This is a genomic window from Flavobacterium fontis, assembly GCF_900129405.1.
GTDB lineage: Bacteria > Bacteroidota > Bacteroidia > Flavobacteriales > Flavobacteriaceae > Flavobacterium > Flavobacterium fontis.
In genome coordinates, this window is record NZ_FQVQ01000016.1 from 26,258 (window position 1) to 50,077 (window position 23,820).

The following is a 23,820-nucleotide window of genomic DNA, read 5'->3' on the forward strand; positions in this document are numbered from 1 at the left end:
CGCATCCTGCAAAGCATCAAAAACTTTATCGTTGTGCTGCCATGCGTAGAAAAGGAATACCTCTAAACTTTACAAAAAACCTTATGTGGTTTTGGTAACATGCTTTTTGACCAAATGATAGTACAAAATGTACGTCAAGGGACCTAGGAATGGGAAAAAGATCATGCCGATAAATAATAACAGGGCACGCGGATTTTTCTCATTACGTTGCACTAACAGTAGGCCATAGATGAGAAGACCTAATAAGGTTAGAAAAAATAAGGTTACTGGGATTGGACCAACTTTTGCCATAATATATAAAATTAACTGGTGCAACACCACGCGAAGGTGGCGAAACAACCGATGAAAAAACAATGGGTTTCTGCTTGAGTGCTAATAGCCGTACAATCGTCAAATGTTCCTAAAGCTTTATGTCTTTTAATGATGTGATTTAGGTGACTTATTGCTGCCGCTGTGTTGAGACCAACACCTACAGAGTAATACGTATTAGATAAAGCACAATCTGTTCCCGATTGGGTAACATAATCCTCATACGCCTGTCGTTTGGTGGTGGTATCCGCAATTTCAGCAACACCCATAAGTAATATTGCAATTTGATTGTCTTCTGTAAATAGTGTTGTTGGAGCTTCTTTCAACGTTCCTTTATACCTTGGTGTCGTGAGGAATACCCCTGCTTTGGTAACATCCGCTTGGTAGGTTCCCAAATTGGTTTTGGGATTGAGCGCAACGAGACGATATTGACTTCCAGTACGATGCAATTGATAGGCATTTAAGTTTACAGCTTCTAAATTAAGAAAAAAATGTCGAAACGTACTAAAAGAAAATACCGTTGTTCCTTTAATTTCCTCTTGATGAATGGCTTGAACGCCCGCTTGCCAGAATACAGGCGTGATTAGCTTTTGGGTTTGTGCTTGTACTGAAGTCCCTCCAAAAAGAGTTACTAGGCAAAAAAATAAAAAATTTCTCATAATTAATGGTGTATAAATGGGCCTACTATCTTGCTACGGGTATCGGTTCGGCTTCTTTTCCCCGTCCATAAACTACCTTGTTTTTCCAAACTGCATCTTCATTTCCCTTTCGTAGATCGACGTCCCTAAGCGCTATTTCCGAATGCATAAGAGTCTATGGCCTATTGTGTTATTGGCTTATAATGGAGTAAAAGTAGTGGGTTTAGATTCAAGTTGGGTGTGCAAAAAGTGTACTATTTGTTAAAAATCCCGATGTAACCGTATACAAACATTTATAAATGATTTTAATCCTATGACGATGAGTTTTCCAACGTTTAAATCGAGTCTCTAAAATGCATTTTGTAATGTAATGCCCCTAACAGCCCCTTGAATCTTCCGATAGAAATACTACCTTTGCAACACAACACAACAATTATGGCTGCGCAAACCTCACAACGGTACCACCAACGCGGTGTATCGGCTTCCAAAGAAGAAGTTCACCAAGCGATTCAACATATCGACAAAGGATTATTCCCTAAAGCATTTTGTAAAATAGTTCCTGACTACCTCACCGGAGATCCCGACTATTGTTTAATCATGCATGCCGATGGAGCTGGAACTAAATCTTCGCTCGCGTATATGTATTGGAAAACAACGGGTGATCTCTCCGTTTGGAAAGGAATTGCTCAAGATGCATTGATCATGAATATCGATGATCTTTTGTGTGTCGGTGCCGTCGATAATATCTTGCTTTCTTCTACTATTGGTCGAAATAAAAATCTGATTCCCGGAGAGGTTATTGCTGCGATTATCAATGGGACAGAAGAACTTATTGCCGAATTGCGTCAACACGGAGTAACCATTCACTCCACTGGGGGAGAAACCGCCGATGTGGGTGACTTGGTGCGAACCATTATTGTCGATTCGACCGTAACTGCACGAATGAAACGCAGCGAGGTAATTGACAATGCGCGTATTCAGCCGGGTAATGTTATTGTAGGATTGGCTAGTTTCGGACAGGCTACGTATGAACAAGAATACAATGGCGGCATGGGGAGTAATGGACTAACCTCTGCCCGACATGATGTGTTTACGCATGCTCTTGCACAACTTTTTCCTGAAAGTTACGACCCCGCTGTGCCCGACGATTTGGTGTATGCTGGAACGGTAGGTCTAACCGATGCAGTAGAAGGCACACCGTTAGATGCGGGGAAACTAGTGCTTTCTCCCACGCGAACCTATGCGCCCGTGATTAAAGCAATTTTGTCCGAAATTGGCGCAGCGGCTATACATGGTATGGTGCATTGTAGCGGTGGGGCACAAACCAAAGTACTTCACTTTGTCGATGCAGTTCATGTTATCAAAGACAATCTTTTTCCGATTCCTCAATTGTTCCAACTCATACAAGAACAGTCAGGTACCGATTGGAAAGAAATGTATCAAGTTTTCAATTGTGGACACCGTATGGAATTGTATGTGCAACCCGAAACGGCCGACGCTATTATCGCCATAGCCCATCGTTTTGGGATTGAGGCTCAAATTGTGGGTAGAGTAGAAGCAGCACCGCAAAAACAATTGACCATCCAAACGCCTCAGGGCACTTTTCTCTATAGTTAAATGAAAATCGATCCCAAAAACGGTCTTGCCCAATTGCTTTTCGGCATGAAAACAAACGATGTCGTCGCACAACTCGGTTTGCCTAATCGTCAATTTCAAGATGAGGATGGCAATACTATTTATTTGTATGATTCCCATAAATTGCGACTCACGTTTTACGCCGATGAGGATTTTCGTCTAGGCTATGCCATAACTTCCCATGCTGACGCTACTTTGCTAGGACATGCGATCATAGGCGAACCCATAACTAAAATTCTTGAAGCGCTTCCCTTTTCTTCCTGGGAAACGGAGGAGTTTGATTCTGTAACCAATTATTTTAACGAGTCCAATTGGCTCACTTTACAAGTTGAATATGGGCAGGTGATACGTGTTGAAATCGGCGCTTTGATTGATGAGGTTTCCGATGTATTTATTTGGCGTTTTAAAGGGTAAATCCGCTGCTGTAAAATAATAAAGGCTGTCGTTGTAGACAGCCTTACTTTTTTATTTACTATTGATTTTCAATAATTCAACTTCAAAAATTAAATCCGCTTTGGGAGGAATAACGCCTCCAGCGCCGCGGTCTCCATACGCCAGTTTGTAAGGAATATAAAACTTGTATTTGGCGCCTTCGGGCATTAATTGTACACCCTCTGTCCATCCTGGAATTACTTGATTTAATCCGAAATCGATGGGTTGCCCACGTTGTACACTACTGTCAAATATTTTACCATCGGTCAACATACCGGTGTAGTGCACTTTTACATTACTTGTTGCCACGGGTTTCTCTCCTGTACCGGGTGATAATACGATGTAACGCAATCCACTGGCTGTCATTTGCCCTTTTTCTTCAAACTCTTTCAAGGCTGCCGCATTGGCCAATTTACGCGCTTCTTCTGCTTTTTGCTCTTCCAAGGCAACACTCGCATAGTAATCGCTAAAAACTTTGGGTGCATCAAATGCTTTGGCCGCAGCCCCCTGGCGAATGATGGTTACTTTGGTCATCGGATCGTTTTGAGCTATCGTATTGACAACCTCTTGTCCTGTAATGATTTTTCCAAAAATAGTATGCTTACCGTTTAACCAAGCAGTCTCTTTGTGTGTAATAAAGAACTGCGACCCATTGGTTTTTGGTCCTGCATTGGCCATTGCTAAAATACCTGGGCCTGTAAATTTATCGTCGGTGATTTCGTCTTTAAAAGCATAACCCGGACCCCCAGAACCGTTACCAGAAGGATCGCCTCCTTGGATCATAAAGTCTTTAATAACGCGGTGAAAAATCAAACCGTCATAAAATTTCTTCCCTTTCATGGTGCCAGTTACATAGGGATGCGTTCCTTCGGCTAATGCCACAAAATTAGCCACGGTGATAGGCGTTTTTTGATAATACAATTCCAAAAGCATCTTCCCTTTTGGGGTGTCAATTTCGGCATACATTCCATCGGCGAGAGCGGGTTTCTTGGCTACAGGTGCCGCTACGGCTTGGGTTACTTTTGCTTTTGGTTTTGCGGTAGCTTTCTTTGGCGTTTGTGCTTGTGCTACCACGGTACATAACAACAATACGCCTATTCCTTTAAATATTGATTTCATCATTTGAGTTGTTTTATTATGGTTTTACTAATTCTAATTCAAAAATTAAATCGGTGTTTGGGGGAATTACTTTTCCAGCTCCAGTTTCGCCATAGCCTAGTGCTGCAGGAATGAAAAGCACCACTTTATCGCCATAGTGCATCAAGTCCAAACCTTCCATAAAACCGGGTATGGCTCCAGCTTTGGCTCCGGCTTGCATCGGTAGGGGAGCATAGCCACCCATGCCTTCTTTTTGCGCGTTATAATTGCCCATTTTTTTGGCCAAATCCAAACGGCTGGTGTCAAAGAGTGTGCCGTTTTCAAAAAAACCAGCATACTGCACCAACAAATTATCTCCCATATTGGGTTTTCCACCCTTTCCTTTTTCCAATATATAATAGGCCAATCCGCTTTTGGTGACAGTAGCTTTTTTACGAAGATCAGCAAAAAAGCGCTGTTTTTCAGCTTCATACACTTTTAAATTCGCCGCATCGATTTTGGCTTGTTTTTTTTGTTTCTCAGCTTCAGCACGGAAATAATCGGAAAACACTTTGACGGCATCAAACTTTTTAGCGGCTTCTCCTTTGCGGATAATCGTCACACTAATCAATTGGTCGTACAACTTAATCTGTTCCACTGCACTCATACCGTCACCTTCCACACGTCCAAAAATTGTATGCTTCCCGTCCAACCAAGGCGTGGGCACAAGGGTGATAAAAAACTGACTGCTATTGGTGCCCGGACCCGAATTGGCCATGGCTAGCAATCCGCCTTTATCGAAACGTAATTTTGAGATTTCGTCTTTAAACTTATAGCCAGCATCACCCGAACCCGTACCAGAAGGATCCCCTGTTTGTACCATGAAATCTTCGGCATCGCCATTGTTTTTGCTAATAACGCGGTGAAAACGAATGCCGTCATAGAGATTTTTATCTTTATATTCCTCCCGCACAAACGGATTCGTCCCTTCGGCTAAGGTGATAAAATTGGCAACCGTAACCGGGGCATTTTCATAATCCAAGCGCAGCAAAATGGTTCCTTTGTCTGTTTCCAATTCGGCATAGAGTCCGTCTTTCAATTGCGCATGTTCGTCTTTGCAACTTTGAAAGCCAAGGGCAAGCACCAAGAATAATCCTGTGAGTAGGTGTCTCATTATTGTTCGTTTAATTTATTTTCGGGTCTAAAATCAGTGAGCGTTACTTTACAAATAATGGGTTCGTTTGTTCCAATTCGGCGGTTGTCGCCATGATAGCCATAGGCCATGTGCGAGGGAAACAAAAACGTCACGGTTTCATTTTTTCGCATCAGTTTCAATCCGTGTTGAAGCCCCGTAATAATCGTTTGTTTATCAACGCGATACGATTGTCCTTTGAGTTCCAAATCGGAATAGATTACATTCCCATCCAAATCCTTGATTTCATAGTCAAAAAAAGCAATATCGCCTTTCTTGGGGCGCAAGGTGTCGGTGGTGTTTTTCTTGTCGTAGTAATACCAATAACCCTTTTTGGAGGCAATGTATTGAATATTGGTATTGCTCTTAATGATGGAATCAATCTTGGTTTCCTCATTCTTGATGAGTTTTTTGTTCCGCTCTACCGAAGCTTTCATAAATGCTCCTGATGAATGCGAAACGGGACGACGGGCTTGTTGTTGTTGGCAACCTACAGTGAGAGTCAACAGCGCCAAAACCATGAAAAAAACAAATTTCTTAAACATAGCCATAGAATTAGGGGTGGTATTGGTGTATTAATTTTTCAAAACGTGCTACAGTAGCTTCGAGTGTATCATATGATTTTCCACCCGCTGCATTCTGGTGTCCGCCTCCTTGAAAATGGTCCCGAGCAAACTGATTGACATCGAATGGGCCTTGGGAGCGGAATGAAATTTTAATCAATCCTTCGTCGCGGTGTTCGATAAACAACGCTGTCAACTGAATGCCCTTGATTGAAAGCCCATAGTTCACAATGCCTTCGGTATCGCCTTTTACATAATGAAACGTGTCCAATTCTTCTTGCGACAGGGTAGCATAAGAAGCCTTGTACTCGGGAAACACTTTTAAATTTTGCAACGCCCGACCGAGCAGTTGTAAACGGTCGTAGGAATTGTTGTCGTATAATAGGGTGGGAATTTCTGTATTGGGTACGCCTAAATCGATAAATTCTGCTACGATACGGTGGGTTTCGCCTGTGGTTTTTGGGAAACGAAATTGCCCTGAATCGGTCATAATGCCTGTATACAAACAGGTGGCCACCGTTTTATTAATCCATTGGCTTTCGCCTAATTGATGTAAAAAGTGATACACCATTTCACAAGTCGAACCGTATCGGGTATCCGAAAAGGTGAATTTTGCATAAGGGTCGGGACGTTCGTGGTGGTCGATCATGACCATGGGAACTGGAAGCGTTTTGAGCACCTGTTCCATGTCGCCAGTTCGATGCAAGGCATTGAAATCAAGGGTGAATACCAACGATTGCTCCTTTAAAAAAGCACTCCAACGGGGACGATCATGCTCAAAAATCGCAACCTCCTCGGCGCCGGGTAACCATTTTAAAAAGTCGGGAAAATCATTGGGTGACACTACTTTTACGGTATGTCCCCCTTGTTGTAGGGCGTGTGCCAAACCAAGTGTACTTCCCATGGCATCGCCATCCGGGTTGCGGTGGGGAATGATAGCAATGGTTTGCGATGTAGCTAAAACCGAACGTAATGCCAAGTAATCGTTTGTATTCATAGCTTGCGAAGGTACTAAAATTTGCGAAATCCAAGAAGGCGTTTCCGTCAATTCCTAGGGTATTTTTTGAAACGTTTTTTGGCTGTTTTTCTTTTAAAAAAACGAAAATTAATTTCGCATGGGGAGTTTGTATTCTCGAGCGACTTCTTGTATTTGTTGGCGAATGCGCTCTCCAATGGATTCAATTTGCAGCTCCATAGTTTCAAGAGGCATTTCGTCGGAGGTTTTTTCTTGTATAAGGTCTAACTTATACCGAATGAATTTTTCGTGCAATGTACAGTAAGTGATACAATTTTTGGTTAACGCGCGAACTTTCTTAGGGAGTGTTGGGTCGTTGAGGCGATTGAGGAGCGTTTTATTTTTACGCCAATACACCAAGCCCGTTTCTTCCAATTGCTCGCGGTATTCGTCGGTAGAGTCCCCATTATATTGATAACTATCGATGGCAATGGACTCGTTTTGGGCAAATTCTTCCATGGCCGTCCAGTAATGAAAGAGTTGCATACGTGGCTGAAGGCTAGTGTAGGTATAGGCATTTCCCCCGATGATGATGAGGGTAAAACCCAAGGCGAGTACACTGTGTCGCCATAGACTTTGGGTGCGAAAGGCATGGTACCCCAAGGCCCAAAGAATTCCTGCGCCGAAGCCGCCCAAATGCGCTGCTGCGTCGATACCTTCTTCAAAACTGCCGATTAAATTTAGCCCCACAAAAATAGTGATGGCAATCCATGCCGAGGCGTTCATACGGTGGGTGATTGAACGAAACACAAGTGCCGTACACAAAAAGCCAAAAAGACCAAAAACTGCCCCCGATGCCCCAATACAAACGATGTTTTCATTCCAAAAAAGACTGCACGTACTCGCCACAAGACCCGTGCTGAGGTACAGGGCGGCCAATCCTTTTTTGCCCAAAAAGGGTTCGAGCGACAACCCTACCAGCGCCATTCCGATAGCATTGGAAAGCAGGTGAAACAGGTTGGCATGCAAAAACAAGGCTGTTCCCAACCGCCACCATTCGCCATCGAGGGTATGAAGGGTAAAATTGGCACCCCATTGCACGAGTTGTTCAGGGTTGGCATTCCACGGACTCACCCCGTTGGCTACCATGATGATCCAAAGAAGCACATTTATGCCAATCAACGCGGGCGTGAGGGTATATCCCGGGGCTGGGATGAGTACCGAAAGTGGGGTGTAAAATTGTTTAATAACTGGTGTGGGTTGCAGCCGCTGCGAAATCAGTACCGCTTGTTCTTGCAAACTGGCTTCGAGGTAAGCGTCCTCCAACGGAATTTCAGCGCTTTTCTTTTTGAGGGAATTGAAGGCGTTGATAAACAAATCGATGTTTTTCCCATTGCGACCCCCATCATAGAGTTGGTTCCCGTTGGATACCGAACGCAGCGCAATTTCACCGTCGAGGCATTCCAGGGTAAAGGTTTCATTCCAACTCCCGGCATAGTTGAGGGTAGTGGCAGTGACTGTAGTTTCGGTAATGGCTACGAGCGGCCAGCGCAACTCCCGGCATACGCGAAACGCCAAATACCGGTTGAGCGTGTTTGAACCCTCTGATTGCGGCAGATACCGAACTTCTTGTGCAGGAAAACCAAAAGCCATAAGCGAAAGTAAAGGACAAAGATACGAAGTTGGGGGTTTTGTTAATGAGGCAATATGTCAATGAGGCGATGTGCCGATTTGGTTGTCGGTTGATGGTTACCGGTTGATGGTTGTCGGTTGCCGGTTGTCGGTTGTCGGTTGCCAGTTGATGGTTGTCGGTTGTCGGTTGTCGGTTGCCGGTTGTCGGTTGCCGGTTGTCGGTTGTCGGTTGTCGGTTGCCGGTTGTCGGTTGACGGTTTTCGGTTGATGGTTGTCGGTTGTCGGTTGATGGTTGTCGGTTGTCGGTTGTCGGTTGCCAGTTGATGGTTGTCGGTTGATGGTTGTCGGTTGTTGGTTGCCGGTTGTCGGTTGATGGTTTTTTAGCTTACTGCATACTGCTTACTGAATACTGAATACTGAATACTGAACACTGCTTACTGCACACTGATGGCTGAACACTGAACACTGCCCCGACTGAACACTGAACACTGCGACTGCGACTGCGACTGCAACCCAACACCGTGTATCCAGATTTTTTCCTTATTTTAGCCCCGACGCACAGATACCGAGCCTATGGATTGGAAGAAAAAACTCAAATGGTTGCGCAAGCGACTCACATGGAATTACAAATATGCCATTGGCAAGTGGGACAATATGGGGAGTGAGGCCGATCGTTACAATGCGATTGTGAGTCTGATACGCAGTTGTGCTATTCCCGAACCCCGTATTTTGGATCTAGGGTGTGGGTATGGGGCGCTCATGCAATACCTCAAGCCCGAAGATTATTCCTATTGTTTAGGAGTTGATCTTTCGGACACTGCTATTTTGAAAGCGCGCAAACAAAAGTATCCGAAATGCGATTTTAGAGTAGGAGACATCCATCGTTTTACACCGCCGGGGACTTTTGACATCATCCTTTTTAACGAAGTGCTGTACTACCTTGATAACCGCACGGAAGTGGCCGTGCGCTATGCCGGGTATGCCCAACCCAATGGTTATATGATCGTCTCGCTGTATGATTTGAAAGAATCGATTGTGGCCGACCTGTCTCAGGAATTTACGTTTGTTGAAACGCGCGTGGTACACGACAACGACCGTAATGTGGTTTGGGGGATCAACTTGTTTAAACTCTTCCATTAGAAGCGATAACCCGGGTGGGGATTGTTTACAACCGCCTAAAATTGTGAAAAAGTTGCCGTGAAACCCTTCGGTAAAACTCAGGCATGTCCATTATTTTGTCTAATTTTGCAACCATTATTTTGGCCTTCGGGTCGCTTATTACGACAACACAACACCCATGCAACACAACGTACTTATTCTCGATTTTGGTTCGCAGTACACGCAGCTCATTGCCCGACGCGTTCGTGAACTCCACATTTTTTGTGAAATTTTTCCTTACAACCAACTGCCCGAAGATTTATCGTCTTTCAAGGCCGTGATTCTCTCAGGGAGTCCGTTTTCGGTTCGTGCCGAAGATGCCCCACATCCCGATTTGAGTCAGATTCGCGGTAAACTCCCCCTGTTGGCGGTTTGTTACGGAGCACAATATTTGGCCCATTTCAATGGGGGTGAAGTGGCTCCGAGCGCAACCCGAGAATACGGGCGAGCAAATTTGACGTACATCAAAGACGATGAGGACTTTTTTGAAGAAATCGCGTTAAATTCCCAAGTCTGGATGAGTCACAGCGACACCATTAAATCGTTACCGCCCCAGGGCATTCGTTTGGCAAGTACCAAAGATGTGGAAAATGCTGCCTATCGTTTGGAAGGCGAACCCACCTATGCCATTCAATTTCACCCCGAAGTGTACCACTCCATCGATGGGAAACAATTGTTGGAGAATTTTTTAGTTAAAATTGCCCAAGTGCCCCAAAACTTTACCCCCAATGCCTTTGTGGAAGATATTGTGGTAGAATTGCGCGAGAAAGTGCAAAATGACAAAGTGGTCTTAGGGCTTTCTGGAGGTGTAGACTCAACCGTGGCCGCCGTTCTTTTGCACAAGGCTATCGGCAAAAATTTGTATTGTATTTTCGTGAATAACGGATTGTTGCGCAAGAACGAATTTGAAAATGTTTTGCTGCAATACCAAGGAATGGGACTTAATGTAAAAGGGGTTGATGCTTCGGCACGTTTTTTGACCGCTTTGGAAGGCATTAGTGATCCAGAAACCAAGCGCAAAACCATCGGTCGGGTTTTTATCGAAGTTTTTGACGATGAAGCCCAGCAATTGACCGATGTAAAATGGCTTGCCCAAGGGACCATTTATCCCGATGTGATTGAGTCGGTTTCAGTCAAAGGACCTTCGGCGACGATCAAATCGCATCACAACGTAGGTGGGTTGCCCGATTTTATGAAATTAAAAATTGTGGAGCCGCTTCGCATGTTGTTCAAAGATGAAGTACGTCGCGTAGGCGCTTCGTTGGGCATCGATGCTGAATTGTTGGGACGCCATCCGTTTCCTGGACCGGGCTTGTCGATTCGTATTTTGGGTGACATTACCCCCGAGAAAGTTCGCATACTTCAAGAAGTAGACGCCTTGTTTATTGACGGCTTGAAAGCACATGGACTCTATGATAAAGTCTGGCAAGCGGGGGCTATTTTGCTACCAGTAAACAGTGTAGGGGTGATGGGCGATGAGCGTACCTACGAAAAAGTAGTAGCCTTGCGTGCGGTAGAATCGACCGACGGAATGACTGCCGATTGGGTACATTTGCCTTATGATTTTTTAATGAAAATCTCCAACGAGATTATCAATAAAGTGCGCGGGGTTAATCGCGTGGTGTATGACATCAGTTCTAAGCCCCCAGCCACGATTGAATGGGAATAACGACTTAAAAACGATTACGGAATGAAAGGGATTTTTTGGGGATGGGTACTGGGCATTTTGTGCAGTGTATCCCTCAACGCACAAAACCGAACGCACAAAGTTGTGGCCGGGGAAACCGTAGTTTCTTTGGCCCAAAAATATCAAGTGACGCCCTACGACCTCTATAAGGTGAATCCCGAGGCCAAAAACGGACTCAAACCCGCTATGGTATTGGTGCTTCCCCCCAACGCAGTGGTGCCTAAAACAAAGCCGACGCCGGCAGTTGTAGCGAATAAACCCAATGCAACGGTAGCGCGAACTCCTGTGCCAGCGACCCATACCGTACTAGCAAAAGAAACCGTTTTTAGTATTTCCAAAAAGTATGGACTTCCTACGGGGGCCTTGGAAGCCTTGAATCCCCAATTGAAAACCAATGGATTGCAAACGGGAATGGTATTGGTATTGAAAAAAGGTGTGCCTACCCCCAAACCCATGCCCGCTCCTTCGACAACCGAACATACCCATGTAGTGCAGGCGCAAGAAACCAAGTACGGCATTGCCACCCGCTATGGAATTAGTGTGGCCGAGTTGGAAGCTCAAAATCCTACCATCGTCGACAGTTTACCCGTAGGGGCAGTGTTGAAAATAAAGAAAAGTACCTCTAAACCCGCGACCACGGTTGCAGAACCTATCAAGCCTAAGCCTGTTGAAACGCTCGCTTACACAGTGCAAAACGGGGAAACGGTATTTAGCTTGAGCCGTCAATTTGGCTTATCGGAAGCGGCTTTGATACGGTTGAATCCCGAACTCAAGGATGGGCTCAAAGAGGGTATGGTGTTGCAAGTCCCCATGCAAGTTTCTTTTGCCAAAAACCGCACCGATAGTGGGGTAAAAGATCTGGCGCAATCTGCCAACCGACAAAAGCGTCGGGAGTTGGTACTGTTTTTACCTTTTAATGCCGCCAAGATTCAAAACGACACGGTAACAGGTGTGGTGGAACGGTTGAAAAAAGATAAGTTTTTGAACATGACGTTGGACTTCTATTCGGGGGCTTTGATGGCGATTGATTCGGCACGTACCCTAGGGTTAAATGTGAATGTTCGTATTTTTGATTCGCAAGAATCCCGACAAACTACGGCCGCTTTGGATTTGCTTAAGCAAGAAGATTTTTCACAAGTAGATGCTGTCATAGGGCCGTTTTACCAGATCAATGTTGAAAAAGTAGCGGCTGCCTTGGAAGCGCAAAAGATTCCTGTGATTTCCCCTTTATCGCGGGACGAAGGCAAGAGTTACAGCAATTTATTGCAATCGACTCCTTTACCCGATGCCACCAAAGCAGCTATGTTAGATTATCTTCAAGCCAAAAATGGCAATATCATTGCAGTGGTTTCTCCCAAAAAACAGTCTATGCGGCAGTATTTACGCGATTATTATGAGGGCGTGAAACTCGTTGGGGTAGCCGATAATGGCTCGGTAGTTGCCGACAGTATAAAAAAGCATTTTGTAAAAGACCGAATGAACTATGTGATTTTGGCGACCGAAAAAACGGGGGCTGTCATGACAACTACCGCTTCTATGGTGGCCGCTCAAAAAGACTTTAAAGTACAATTGGTCATATTGGAAGCCAATGAAACTTTGGATTATGAAGAGATTCCGATAGCGCGATTGACCAAGTTGAAATTAATGTACCCTTCCGTTACGCGTGAGAACGATAGTCCAACGGCAGAGCAATTTGATTTTGCTTACCGCAAAAAGAATAAAGTTTTCCCCAATACCTATGCGATTCGCGGGTTTGATGTCACCTTTGACACCTTGATGCGCATTTCACAAGAAAATGGTTTTTTAGGGACTTTAGAAGTGGCTACCGAACATTTGGAAAATCGTTTTGATTACGCGCGTAAAGTTTCAGGAGGCTATGCCAATACGGGCGTTTACATTTTATATTACGATGAAGATTTACAATTAAAACAAGCAAATTAATATGGCTACCTCACGCGTTACATACCAAGGGGAACTGCGGACTTCCTCTGAGCATTTGCAGTCGGGATCGATTATCATCACTGATGCTCCTGTCGATAATCAAGGGAAAGGAGCGGCTTTTTCACCCACCGATACAGTTGCCAATGCTTTGGCGAGTTGTATGTTTACCGTGATGGGAATCAAAGCACGCGATTTAGGAGTGGATTTAGCGGGTTCGACCGCCGAGGTAACCAAAGTAATGGGAACCGATCCACGTCGTATTTCGGCGATTCATATTGTTTTTACTTTTGCTATCGCGGTAGATGATAAAACAAAAACCATTCTAGAGCGCACCGCAATGACCTGTCCTGTTCATTATAGTTTACATCCCGAAATTACGCAGGACATCGTTTTTCATTGGCCGGCATGAATCCCCAGCACAAAGCCTTACTCGATTTAGCCCACGCTCAAATGCCTTATGGGAAATACAAAGGGCGGTATTTGATTGATTTGCCCGAGTATTATGTCGTATGGCTGCAAAACAACCGATTGCCCTCGGGAACCCTCGGGACCCAATTGCGTTTGGTTCATGAATTGAAAGTCAACGGCTTAGAAGATTTAGTACGACGGTTGCGCACCCCTTCGCGTTAGGTTGATAACTCCTGATAAAATGCATGACTTGCCATTTTCAGATTGGCGGATAAGTTTGTATTTTTGGCCGAAAATTACAACAACACAACACACCACGAATGAATACTACAAAGTACATCTTTGTCACCGGCGGGGTTACTTCCTCGTTGGGTAAAGGAATTATTGCGGCTTCGTTAGCCAAACTATTGCAAGCCCGCGGTTACCGCACAACCATTCAAAAATTTGACCCCTACATCAACGTCGATCCAGGGACGCTTAATCCCTACGAGCATGGTGAATGTTTTGTGACTGATGATGGCGCGGAAACCGATTTGGATTTAGGGCATTATGAGCGTTTTTTGAATGTTCCCACGTCCCAAGCCAATAATGTAACGACCGGTCGGGTGTATCTTTCGGTAATTGAAAAAGAGCGTCGCGGTGAGTTTTTAGGCAAAACGGTACAAGTCGTGCCGCACATTACCAATGAAATTAAATCCCGTATGCAGCTATTGGGGCAAACAGGGGAATACGATATTATCATCACCGAAATTGGGGGTACGGTGGGCGACATTGAGTCCTTGCCTTACATCGAATCGGTACGTCAATTGGTTTGGGAATTGGGCGAGCACAACAGTATTGTGATTCATCTGACCTTGGTGCCCTATTTGGCAGCTGCGGGTGAATTAAAAACCAAACCCACCCAGCACTCGGTTAAAACCTTAATGGAAAGCGGAATCAAAGCTGATATTTTGGTTTGCCGCACGGAGCACGAACTTTCGGCAGAATTACGGCAAAAGTTGGCCTTGTTTTGCAACGTAACCAAGGAAGCTGTTATCCAGTCTATTGATGCAAAAACCATTTATGAAGTGCCCAACTTGATGCTGGATGAAGGGTTGGATGTGGTGGCCTTAAAGAAGTTGAACCTGCCCGAAAAATCGGCTCCCGATTTGGACCAATGGAATGCTTTTTTAACCCGGCACAAGAATCCGAAGCACACCATAAATATTGGATTGGTAGGGAAATATGTAGAATTACAAGATTCGTACAAATCCATTTTAGAAGCCTTTATTCATGCTGGTGCTGCCAACGAGACGAAGGTCAATGTGGTAAGCATTCATTCAGAATATATCGATGCTTCCAATGTGGCCGAAAAGCTCAAAGATATTGATGGTATTTTGGTTGCACCTGGTTTTGGGGAACGCGGTATTGAAGGGAAAATCGCTACGGTTCAATATGCACGGGAACATCAATTGCCCTTCTTCGGAATTTGTCTAGGGATGCAAATGGCCGTTATTGAATATGCGCGCAATGTACTTCATTTAACAGAAGCCAATTCGACCGAAATGAATCCCGATACGCCACATCCCGTGATCGATTTGATGGAAAGTCAAAAAAATGTGACTGAAAAAGGTGGAACGATGCGTTTGGGCGCTTGGACCTGCAATTTGAAGTCCGGAACCTTAGCGCATCGCATTTATGGAAAAGATCAAATTAGTGAGCGGCACCGCCATCGCTATGAATACAATAACCGTTATGCCGAGGCACTGCAAGAGGCTGGTTTGGTGAGTTCAGGAGTCAATCCAGAAACCGGTTTGGTTGAAATTGTCGAGTTAGAAAACCATCCCTTCTTTATCGGTGTGCAATACCATCCGGAATATAAGAGTACCGTTGCAAATCCACAGCCAATTTTTGTTAGCTTTGTAGCCGCAATTGTAAAAAATAAAATGTAAGCTGTGGCTTGAAGGTCCGGCGCAATGTAGATTATAATGGAAGAAAAAAAGTTTGATAAGAATTCGGTTATCGGATTCGCCCTGCTCTTTGTATTGATTCTTTGGATGATGTATAACTCCAGTCAGGAGCAGCAAAAAGCCCAAACGGGCAAAGCGACCACCGCTCAAAAATCCACTCCCAAAAAAGACACGTCAGCCGCCACGCCAGCTCTCCCCACCGATACTACGGCGACCGATAGCAATGCCGTAAAAGCAGCCGAATCGAAGTTTGGTAAGTTTGCCTATGCCGCAACATTGCCCGCAGCCAAAGGCGGAACAACTGTGTTGGAAAATGATTTGGTGAAAATCGTCGTGGCCAATCAAGGAGGCGCAGTACAGCAAGTAACGCTCAAAAAATTTGAAAAGTTTCGCAAAAATTCGGGGCAACTCGTACAATTGGTCGATCAGAAAAACGCCCAATTCAATTTAGAAATCAAAACCACCGATAACCGAGTGTTGCAAACGAAAGACTTGTTTTTTGAACCCCAACTGACCAAAGTGGGTGCCGATCAGGTCTTATCGATGAAACTCAAAGCGGGTCCCAATGCCTTTTTGGAATATAAATATGTGTTGAAAGCCAAGGATTATATGTTGGATTTTGATGTTCGTTCCCAAGGTTTACGCAATGTATTGGCTCCAAATGATCCCGTGCAATTGGATTGGTCGTTAAAAACTTTTCGAAACGAGATTAGCATACCGTATGAAAATCGCTATACAGAGACCATTTTTGAATATGAAGATGGAAAAGACGATTATGTAGGGCAAGGCCAAGGGAAAGAAGAAAATCCAGAGGCAGTGACGTATGTGGCCTACCGTCAGCATTTCTTTGCTTCGGTGTTAATGACCAATAAACCGTTTAAAACCGCTAAGCTTACCTCAGATGATTTGGTTAAAGATGCCGAAAAAGATACGGTGTTTACCAAGCAATTGACCACGCGAGTTCCTTTGGAGTTGGCGCAAGGCGAATTGGATTATAAAATGAATTGGTACTTCGGACCTGCAGATTACCAACTTTTGAATAATTACGATCGCAATTTAGATGAAGTGGTTCCCATGGGTTGGGGGATATTCGGTTGGATTAACAAATTCATTTTTGTCCCCTTGTTCGGATTATTAGGCGGATGGATGGCTTTTGGATGGGCGATTATTTTGTTTACCATCATCATTAAGTTGGCCATGTCTCCGATTACCTTCAAATCTTTCTTATCGCAAGCCAAAATGAAGGTGTTGCGTCCCGAGATTACCGAGCTCAACACGAAGTATAAAGATCCGGTGAAGCGTCAACAAGAGATGATGAAGTTATACTCCAAAGCAGGTGTCAATCCGATGGCTGGATGTATTCCCGCATTGATTCAATTGCCGTTTGTATATGCTTCCTTTCAGTTTTTCCCAGCGGCTATAGAATTGCGTCAGAAAAGCTTTTTGTGGGCTGAAGATTTATCGTCATTTGATGCCATTGTAAAATTACCGTTCTATATTCCTTTGTATGGGAATCATATCAGCTTGTTTCCCATCTTAGCGGCTATTGCCATTTTCTTTTACATGAAAATGACCTCCGGGGATAATGCCGCCATGGCTCAACCCGCGCAAGAGGGGATGCCCGATATGGCGAAGTTGATGAAGATTATGATTTATGTCTCGCCGATTATGATGTTGATTTTCTTCAATAGTTATGGTTCGGGATTGAGTTTGTACAACTTTATGTCCAACGTCGTGACCATAGGGGTAATGTTGGTGATCAAGAAATATTTTATTGACAGCGATAAAATCCACGCACAAATTCAAGAGAACAAACAAAAGCCTGCCAAAGAGAGCAAGTTTCAACGCAAGATGCGCGAGATGATGGAACAAGCCGAAGCACAAAAGCAGTTAAAAGGAAAGAAATAAATTCAATGGATTATGAAAAAAGGTTGTCTACGGGCAACCTTTTTTTTTGCTATCCATAAACAAGGATTCTACGACAGGGAAGTATGAGGTAAGCTTATGAAGAAAACTTTACCCAAAGACAAGAACATAGCTTTCGTTTATGTTATCCGTAAAACAATTATGCGCGTGTTTAACTTCATGTTTTCTGTAGAATGTAGTTTCCTTTCGGATATTCATGCGCCAAAAAAAAAAGACTGCCCGAAGACAGTCTTTCCAAAGTATGAAGAAAATTTACGAATTACAACTGGGGTTGCAATACGCGGTTTACCCCGTGAATAACACCATTCGAACACTGAACATCAGCTTGGTTAACGCGGGCTAAATTGTTTGCTGTATCACGAATATCAACGGTTCCAGAACCTAATATTACAGTAGTGTTTTGAACAGGATTTGTGATCATTGGAATGGATTGGTTGTTGGTCAATTGGTTTGAACGAACATTTCCAGCAACGGTTACGTGGTATTGTAAAACTCGTGATACTTGTGCTGGAGTAGCGCCTACTGCAAATCCGGTACCCGTAGTAGCCGCTGTGAAGGCAGCATTGTCAGGAGCAAATACAGTAGCAGGAGCAGCAGCGGTTAAACCATTCAACGCTGCTAATACGGCTGATTGATCACCAAAAGCACCTGTAGCACCACTGGTAACAACGGCTTGTAACGTATCAAATTGTGGGTTAGCAACAACGTGGTTAACAACAGTTGGAATTGCAATTACATTGTTTACTACGTGAATCACACCATTACTTGCATCAATGTCAGCTGTAGCTACCGTTGTTCCTCCGTTAGAAGCACCTCCGTTAATGGTTACCGTAGTTCCAATTTTTTGTACAAACATACTGATGGTAGGTGCACCTGTAGTTGAATTGATAGGAGACAAAGTTGATACATATACGGCTGGTGGAATCGCTGAGCTCGCAATTTCGGTTCCGATAACGTGATTCAACAACAAGTTTCTTAACACAGGAACAGGTACTGCATTAACGTCAGCAAACCCGTTAGCGCTTAAAAAAGCAGCAAATGCATCATTAGTAGGAGCAAAAACGGTAAAATTACCACTTCCACTTAAAACTCCTGTTAACTCAGCGCGGTTCAACGCAGCTACTAATGAAGATAAATTAGTAGTACGTGAAGCAATACCGGCAATGGTGTTGTCGGGTTGTGCATTGTTGTTGTCGTCATCGCTACAAGCGGTTAGACCCAACGCCATGAATGCAATCAAGGCGAATTGTTTTAATCTGTTTGTTTTCATAAGACAATTTTTAAAAAGTTTTTTCGAATGTAAGCCGTCTATTTTGTTTAGCAATAATACGAAATGATTAAACAGAACATTTTGTAAATTTCTTAACTTTTTTGTTTAACGTTTCCCGAAAACGTTTTCGCTTTTGTGAATTGTTTAAGGTTTAACGTTAAACAAATGTGAAATGTAAAATGTAAGAAAATACTTAATTTTAGTCAACTTTGTTACTTTTGTGTACGAAAAGAGGTTATTTTTCGTTTCATATCAAAATATCAAAACATGCGTTATCTATTTCTCATTTGTTTGTGTGTGCAATGGGTTTGTGCCCAATCGATAAATCAGTTGGATGCGCAAGGAAAAAAACATGGAATTTGGAAGGGAACTTATGCCGATACGGGTCGTCCTCGCTATGAAGGTACCTTTGAACATGGTAAGGAAGTGGGTACGTTTCGCTTTTTTGACAATACTAAAGAGGGTGCAGTAATCGCCACACGCGAGTTTAACCCCAAAGACAATTCTTGTTATACCATAGTGTTTACGCCCAAAGGCAACAAAGTCAGTGAAGGCAAACTCGTTAATCGTTTGGAGGAAGGTGAATGGAAATTTTACCATGAAGATTCCCCTCAAATTATGACGTTAGAATTTTATGTTAAAGGTAAATTAAACGGTACGCGAAAAGTTTTTTACAAAAGTGGGGCCCTAGCCGAGGAATGTGGGTATAAAAACGGACTTCGTGAAGGAGTGTATCGCAAAATTACCGAACAAGGATTGGTATTGGAAGAAAGTAATTATAAAAATGGGGAATACGACGGACCCGCAGTGTTTCGAACCGCTGAAAACAAAATTGCTGCCCGAGGAACCTTTGTCAAAGGCAAAAAAGAGGGGATTTGGGAGGTTTTGGAAAAAGGCAAACTGGTCAAAAAAGATATGGGTAAACAAAAAGTTCGCAAATTTGTCAAAAAGCCCATCACCCGCGAAGAAGATCGAGAGTAAAATTTTTAAATCCCAAATTATAAATCTCAGACTACCTTCTCGCAATTGCGTCTATTTTAAATGAACACGTAATTCTTAATTTATAATTCATAATTAATAATTCAAAATTTCATAAAGGTCTATCCGCCAAAAGTCCGCGTGCTGTTTCACACCGCTTTAGATTTTTCGCTTTTCCCTGCTTGACGCTAGGCAACTTCTTCAGGAAAACGGCTCCCTAACCTAGCATTCGTAATTCATAACTTTTCCGTTACCTTTGCAAAAAAAAATAGTTATGAAACGTGTGGTAGTGGGTTTGTCGGGAGGAGTCGATTCCAGCGTAGCCGCTTACGTATTGAAAGAACAAGGGTATGACGTCATCGGTCTCTTTATGAAAAATTGGCACGATGATTCTGTTACCATTTCCAACGAATGCCCTTGGTTGGAAGACAGCAACGATGCCTTATTGGTCGCTGAAAAACTGGGTATTCCCTTTCAAACCGTAGACCTCAGTGCCGAGTACAAAGAGCGTATTGTAAACTACATGTTCAACGAATACGAAAACGGACGTACACCCAATCCCGACGTTTTATGTAATCGCGAAATCAAGTTCGACGTCTTTATGCGCATTGCCCTTGATTTGGGCGCCGATTTTGTCGCTACAGGTCATTATTGCCGCAAAGCTACTATTGACATCAATGGCAAAGAAGTCCACCAATTGTTGGCTGGTGTCGATGGCAATAAAGACCAATCGTATTTCCTCTGTCAACTCTCGCAAGCGCAATTGGCCAAGGCGTTGTTTCCTATTGGCCATTTGACCAAACCCGAAGTACGCGAAATAGCCACAAAAATGGACTTAGTAACCGCTGAAAAAAAAGATTCGCAAGGCCTATGTTTTATTGGAAAAGTGCGTTTGCCCGAATTTTTACAGCAACAGTTGCAACCCAAGACAGGGACGATTGTTGAAATTCCAGCCACCGATCCGTGTTACCAACAAACCCTACCTGAAGGACTTTCCCAAGAGGAGTTATTGCAATTGCAAGCGAAACCGTTTACCTACATGGTCGGTCAAGGGAAAATAGTGGGACAACATCAAGGGGCCCATTATTTTACTATCGGTCAGCGTAAAGGCTTGAATGTTGGGGGTACCGCCGAACCCTTATTTATCATCGCCACCGATGTGAAAGAAAACATAATTTACACCGGTCAGGGACAGCAACATCCCGGTTTGTTTCGTCAAGCGCTTCACATTCAACCCCACGAAGTGCATTGGATTCGCGAGGATTTGTCCTTAAACCACGGAGAATCGATGCCTGTTGAAGTCCGAATTCGCTACCGTCAGCCGTTGCAAAAGGCAACTTTGTACCAATTTGAATCGGGCCTATACATTGCCTTTGAAACACCGCAATCCGCCATTACCCAAGGACAGTTCGCGGCGTGGTATCATGGTGAGGAATTACTTGGTTCAGGGGTAATTTCTTCTTAAATTAACATTCGTCCCGCGCAATTATTTGTATTTTTGGTTCCAAAGCCTAATTGCTATGCGAAACCTGTTCCTTCTTCTATTTTGGGTCTCAACGTTGGGATGGACACAAGAAGATGCTCGTGTGTATTTTATAGACAAACCCAATGCCCAAGCTTATTTTGACGCGCCTTTGACCATGTTAACGCAGCGCGCTTTGGACCGAAGAATCCAACAAAATATTCCGTTATCGATCGATGACGTTCCTGTTGACGCCAATTATATTGAAACTATTTCTAACGTGCCGGGAATCACTTATAAAGCCCAATCCAAATGGATGAATTGCATTCATGTGCGAGGCTCTGTGGCGGCGATTCAAGGCTTGGCCTCCTTCCCATTTGTAGAGCGCATCGTTTTTGCCAACCCGCAACTCAATGCCAAAAGCACCCCACAAGTGCCCACCGCACAGCCCAAGACGATGGCGTTGCAAACCACTTATTCGTATGGAAATGCCCAAAACCAAGTCACGATGTTGAACACGCATTTGTTGCATCAACAAAATCATGCCGGGGCTGGGAAAATCATAGCCGTATTGGATTCAGGTTTTCAGGGGGTCGACACCGCACCGCCTTTTCAATCGTTATTTAATCAAAATCGCTATCTCGGCGGCTATAATTATGTATCGCAATCGACCAATGTATTCGATTTACACCACCATGGAACTTTAGTGCTTTCTTCAATGGCAGCCGTTACCGACGGGACATTGGTGGGTACAGCGCCCACAGCGAGTTATTACCTGTTTATCACCGAAGACGTCATGGAGGAGAATCCCGTAGAGGAGAGTTATTGGGTGCAAGCCGCCGAAGAAGCCGATCGATTGGGCTGCGATATCATCAGCAGTTCGCTGGGGTATTATGGCTATGATAATCCCGCTTACAGTTACACCTACAGCAACCTTACGGGCAATCAAGCCTTTGCATCCCAAGGGGCCAATAAAGCTTTTTCCAAAGGAATGGTTGTCGTGGTGAGCGCCGGTAATTCGGGGAATTCTACCGCTCCCTATGTCGCCGTTCCCGCCGAAGCCACGCATGCCTTGGCCATCGGTGCTGTGGACTCGATGGAGTTTCGAGCCAGTTTTAGCTCGATAGGCCCTACTTTCGACGGACGTGTAAAACCCGACTTGATGGCTCGCGGCCTAGGTGCAGCAGTTTGCACTCCCCAAGGCGATTTTACGTATGTGAGCGGCACCTCTTTGTCGTGTCCCCTAATTTCGGGCTCGATTGCTTGTTTTTGGGCCGCAGCGCCTCAATTAACCAACCAGCAAGTCGTGGACTTAGTAAAGCAATCTGCCGATCGTTTTACCAATCCTACGATGGAGTACGGTTATGGCGTGCCTGACTTTGCCGCCGCATTATCCAATGCCCTATCACTAACGTCATGGGGAAAATCTTCTGTAAAAGTGTATCCCAATCCTTTTTATTATGAGGTTACTTTCCAAGGCGATTTAACTGGAACTACCACTTTAAAATTCTTTAATGCCTTGGGGCAATTAGTGCGAGAAACACGTCTCACACCAAACCAGGCCACGGTTGACGTAGCCGACTTTCCCGCCGGTTGGTACACCTACCTGTTGCAAGAGGGAACCCAAACGATCACAGGGAAACTTATAAAACCGTAATTAGCATTTTCAATGAATCGTATTACCCAACTTTTTAATATAAATTATCCCATCATTCAAGGGGGAATGATTTGGAATTCAGGATATAAATTGTCCAGTGCCGTGAGTAATGCTGGCGGACTGGGACTTATCGGTGCGGGTTCGATGTACCCCGATGTACTGCGTACCCATATTCAAAAGTGCAAACAAGCCACCGATCGTCCTTTTGGGGTTAACGTTCCGTTACTTTACCCCAATATTGAAGAGATCATGCAAATCATTGTCGAAGAAGGTGTGAAAATTGTATTTACTTCGGCAGGAAACCCCAAAACGTGGACTGCATTTTTGAAAGAACACGGGATCACGGTAGTACATGTGGTGAGTAGTACCAAGTTTGCCCTCAAAGCCCAAGAGGCGGGTGTTGATGCGATTGTTGCTGAAGGTTTTGAGGCAGGGGGACATAACGGCCGTGAGGAGACCACAACGTTTACCTTGATTCCTATGGTACGGGCCCAACTCTCACTTCCTTTAATTGCCGCGGGCGGTATAGCTACGGGACGAGGAATGTTGGCGGCCATGATCTTGGGTGCCGATGGGGTGCAAATGGGGAGTCGATTTGTTGCCTCCGTCGAAAGTTCGGCGCATGATGCCTTTAAGCAAACCGTTATAAACGCACAAGAAGGTGATACTGTGCTGACCTTGAAAGAATTAGCGCCGGTACGTTTGTTGAAAAATAAATTTTATGCCGATTTGCAAGCTTTGTACAAACAATGTCCTTCAGAGGAAGAATTAAAAGCGTTATTGGGTCGGGCACGTGCCAAACGCGGGATGTTTGAAGGTGACTTGGTGGAAGGCGAATTAGAAATTGGACAAATCGCAGGGTTGCTCAACGAGATCAAACCCGTAGCAGAAATTATAGACGAAATCATCCGCGATTTTAAGGCGGCGCAACAAGAACGTATACTTTTTTAA

21 protein-coding genes are annotated in these 23,820 nt (G+C 44.2%); 13 read left to right on the plus strand and 8 right to left on the minus strand.

The window, feature by feature from the left end; genetic code table 11:
* Window positions 1–81 precede the first annotated feature (81 nt).
* Together BUC17_RS11975 and BUC17_RS11980 are read right to left on the minus strand one after the other, a co-directional pair.
* Window positions 82–291, minus strand: a complete 210-nt coding sequence (locus tag BUC17_RS11975) for a hypothetical protein (RefSeq protein WP_073364820.1) — start codon at window positions 289–291, stop codon at window positions 82–84.
* A gap of 11 nt (window positions 292–302) precedes the next feature.
* On the minus strand, window positions 303–968 hold the full coding sequence (locus BUC17_RS11980) for a hypothetical protein (protein ID WP_073364822.1): 666 nt from the start codon (window positions 966–968) through the stop codon (window positions 303–305).
* 414 nt (window positions 969–1,382) lie between these two features.
* On the opposite strand from BUC17_RS11980, the gene BUC17_RS11985 reads away from it, so the two are divergent.
* Window positions 1,383–2,564, plus strand: a complete 1,182-nt coding sequence (locus BUC17_RS11985) for an AIR synthase related protein (protein ID WP_073364824.1) — start codon at window positions 1,383–1,385, stop codon at window positions 2,562–2,564.
* Between the two features lie 45 nt (window positions 2,565–2,609).
* Window positions 2,610–2,996 (plus strand): hypothetical protein, encoded by a 387-nt coding sequence (locus BUC17_RS11990; RefSeq protein WP_234977712.1) that lies wholly within the window; start codon window positions 2,610–2,612, stop codon window positions 2,994–2,996.
* 51 nt (window positions 2,997–3,047) lie between these two features.
* Here the strand turns inward: BUC17_RS11990 and BUC17_RS11995 are convergent, their stop codons facing one another.
* The 5 genes from BUC17_RS11995 to BUC17_RS12015 form a co-directional block, all read right to left on the minus strand.
* Complete coding sequence (locus tag BUC17_RS11995) at window positions 3,048–4,136, minus strand: peptidylprolyl isomerase (RefSeq protein WP_317044520.1); 1,089 nt, start codon at window positions 4,134–4,136, stop codon at window positions 3,048–3,050.
* A gap of 13 nt (window positions 4,137–4,149) precedes the next feature.
* Window positions 4,150–5,265 carry a peptidylprolyl isomerase gene (locus tag BUC17_RS12000; RefSeq protein WP_073364828.1) on the minus strand — a complete coding sequence of 372 codons (1,116 nt, stop codon included), beginning with the start codon at window positions 5,263–5,265 and terminating at the stop codon, window positions 4,150–4,152.
* A complete protein-coding gene (gene gldI / locus BUC17_RS12005) occupies window positions 5,265–5,828 on the minus strand; it encodes a gliding motility-associated peptidyl-prolyl isomerase GldI (RefSeq protein WP_073364915.1) in 564 nt (187 codons plus the stop codon). Before gldI ends, BUC17_RS12000 begins: the two co-directional genes overlap by 1 nt.
* 10 nt (window positions 5,829–5,838) lie before the next feature.
* A complete protein-coding gene (locus BUC17_RS12010) occupies window positions 5,839–6,843 on the minus strand; it encodes a DHH family phosphoesterase (RefSeq protein ID WP_073364917.1) in 1,005 nt (334 codons plus the stop codon).
* Between the two features lie 108 nt (window positions 6,844–6,951).
* Entirely contained in the window at window positions 6,952–8,454 is a 1,503-nt protein-coding gene (locus BUC17_RS12015; protein WP_073364830.1) for a rhomboid family intramembrane serine protease, read from the minus strand.
* Window positions 8,455–9,006: 552 nt separating this feature from the next.
* Here BUC17_RS12015 and BUC17_RS12025 point away from each other — a divergent pair.
* The 7 genes from BUC17_RS12025 (at window position 9,007) to yidC (ending at window position 17,484) form a co-directional block, all read left to right on the plus strand.
* Window positions 9,007–9,573: a class I SAM-dependent methyltransferase gene (locus BUC17_RS12025; protein WP_073364832.1), complete on the plus strand. Its 567-nt coding sequence runs from the start codon at window positions 9,007–9,009 to the stop codon at window positions 9,571–9,573.
* A 157-nt stretch (window positions 9,574–9,730) separates the two neighbouring features.
* On the plus strand, window positions 9,731–11,260 hold the full coding sequence (gene guaA / locus BUC17_RS12030; protein ID WP_073364834.1) for a glutamine-hydrolyzing GMP synthase: 1,530 nt from the start codon (window positions 9,731–9,733) through the stop codon (window positions 11,258–11,260).
* A 21-nt stretch (window positions 11,261–11,281) separates the two neighbouring features.
* Window positions 11,282–13,219: a LysM peptidoglycan-binding domain-containing protein gene (locus BUC17_RS12035; protein WP_073364837.1), complete on the plus strand. Its 1,938-nt coding sequence runs from the start codon at window positions 11,282–11,284 to the stop codon at window positions 13,217–13,219.
* Between the two features lies 1 nt (window position 13,220).
* Window positions 13,221–13,628 (plus strand): OsmC family protein, encoded by a 408-nt coding sequence (locus BUC17_RS12040; RefSeq protein WP_073364839.1) that lies wholly within the window; start codon window positions 13,221–13,223, stop codon window positions 13,626–13,628.
* Window positions 13,625–13,849 (plus strand): DUF3820 family protein, encoded by a 225-nt coding sequence (locus BUC17_RS12045; protein WP_073364841.1) that lies wholly within the window; start codon window positions 13,625–13,627, stop codon window positions 13,847–13,849. The genes BUC17_RS12040 and BUC17_RS12045 overlap by 4 nt, the downstream gene beginning before the upstream one ends.
* A 98-nt stretch (window positions 13,850–13,947) precedes the next feature.
* Complete coding sequence (locus tag BUC17_RS12050) at window positions 13,948–15,558, plus strand: CTP synthase (RefSeq protein ID WP_073364843.1); 1,611 nt, start codon at window positions 13,948–13,950, stop codon at window positions 15,556–15,558.
* Window positions 15,559–15,594: 36 nt separating this feature from the next.
* The gene (gene yidC / locus BUC17_RS12055; RefSeq protein ID WP_073364847.1) at window positions 15,595–17,484 is read left to right on the plus strand and encodes a membrane protein insertase YidC; all 1,890 of its coding nucleotides are present in this window, start codon (window positions 15,595–15,597) and stop codon (window positions 17,482–17,484) included.
* Between the two features lie 277 nt (window positions 17,485–17,761).
* Here the strand turns inward: yidC and BUC17_RS12060 are convergent, their stop codons facing one another.
* On the minus strand, window positions 17,762–18,772 hold the full coding sequence (locus tag BUC17_RS12060) for a fasciclin domain-containing protein (protein WP_073364849.1): 1,011 nt from the start codon (window positions 18,770–18,772) through the stop codon (window positions 17,762–17,764).
* 267 nt (window positions 18,773–19,039) lie between these two features.
* On the opposite strand from BUC17_RS12060, the gene BUC17_RS12065 reads away from it, so the two are divergent.
* The 4 genes from BUC17_RS12065 to BUC17_RS12080 all read left to right on the plus strand — a co-directional run bounded on the left by BUC17_RS12065 (window position 19,040) and on the right by BUC17_RS12080 (window position 23,820).
* Window positions 19,040–19,753 (plus strand): toxin-antitoxin system YwqK family antitoxin, encoded by a 714-nt coding sequence (locus BUC17_RS12065; protein WP_073364852.1) that lies wholly within the window; start codon window positions 19,040–19,042, stop codon window positions 19,751–19,753.
* A 271-nt stretch (window positions 19,754–20,024) separates the two neighbouring features.
* On the plus strand, window positions 20,025–21,215 hold the full coding sequence (mnmA, locus tag BUC17_RS12070) for a tRNA 2-thiouridine(34) synthase MnmA (protein WP_073364854.1): 1,191 nt from the start codon (window positions 20,025–20,027) through the stop codon (window positions 21,213–21,215).
* Window positions 21,216–21,270: 55 nt separating this feature from the next.
* Window positions 21,271–22,869: a S8 family serine peptidase gene (locus tag BUC17_RS12075; RefSeq protein ID WP_073364856.1), complete on the plus strand. Its 1,599-nt coding sequence runs from the start codon at window positions 21,271–21,273 to the stop codon at window positions 22,867–22,869.
* A gap of 12 nt (window positions 22,870–22,881) precedes the next feature.
* On the plus strand, window positions 22,882–23,820 hold the full coding sequence (locus BUC17_RS12080) for an NAD(P)H-dependent flavin oxidoreductase (RefSeq protein ID WP_073364858.1): 939 nt from the start codon (window positions 22,882–22,884) through the stop codon (window positions 23,818–23,820).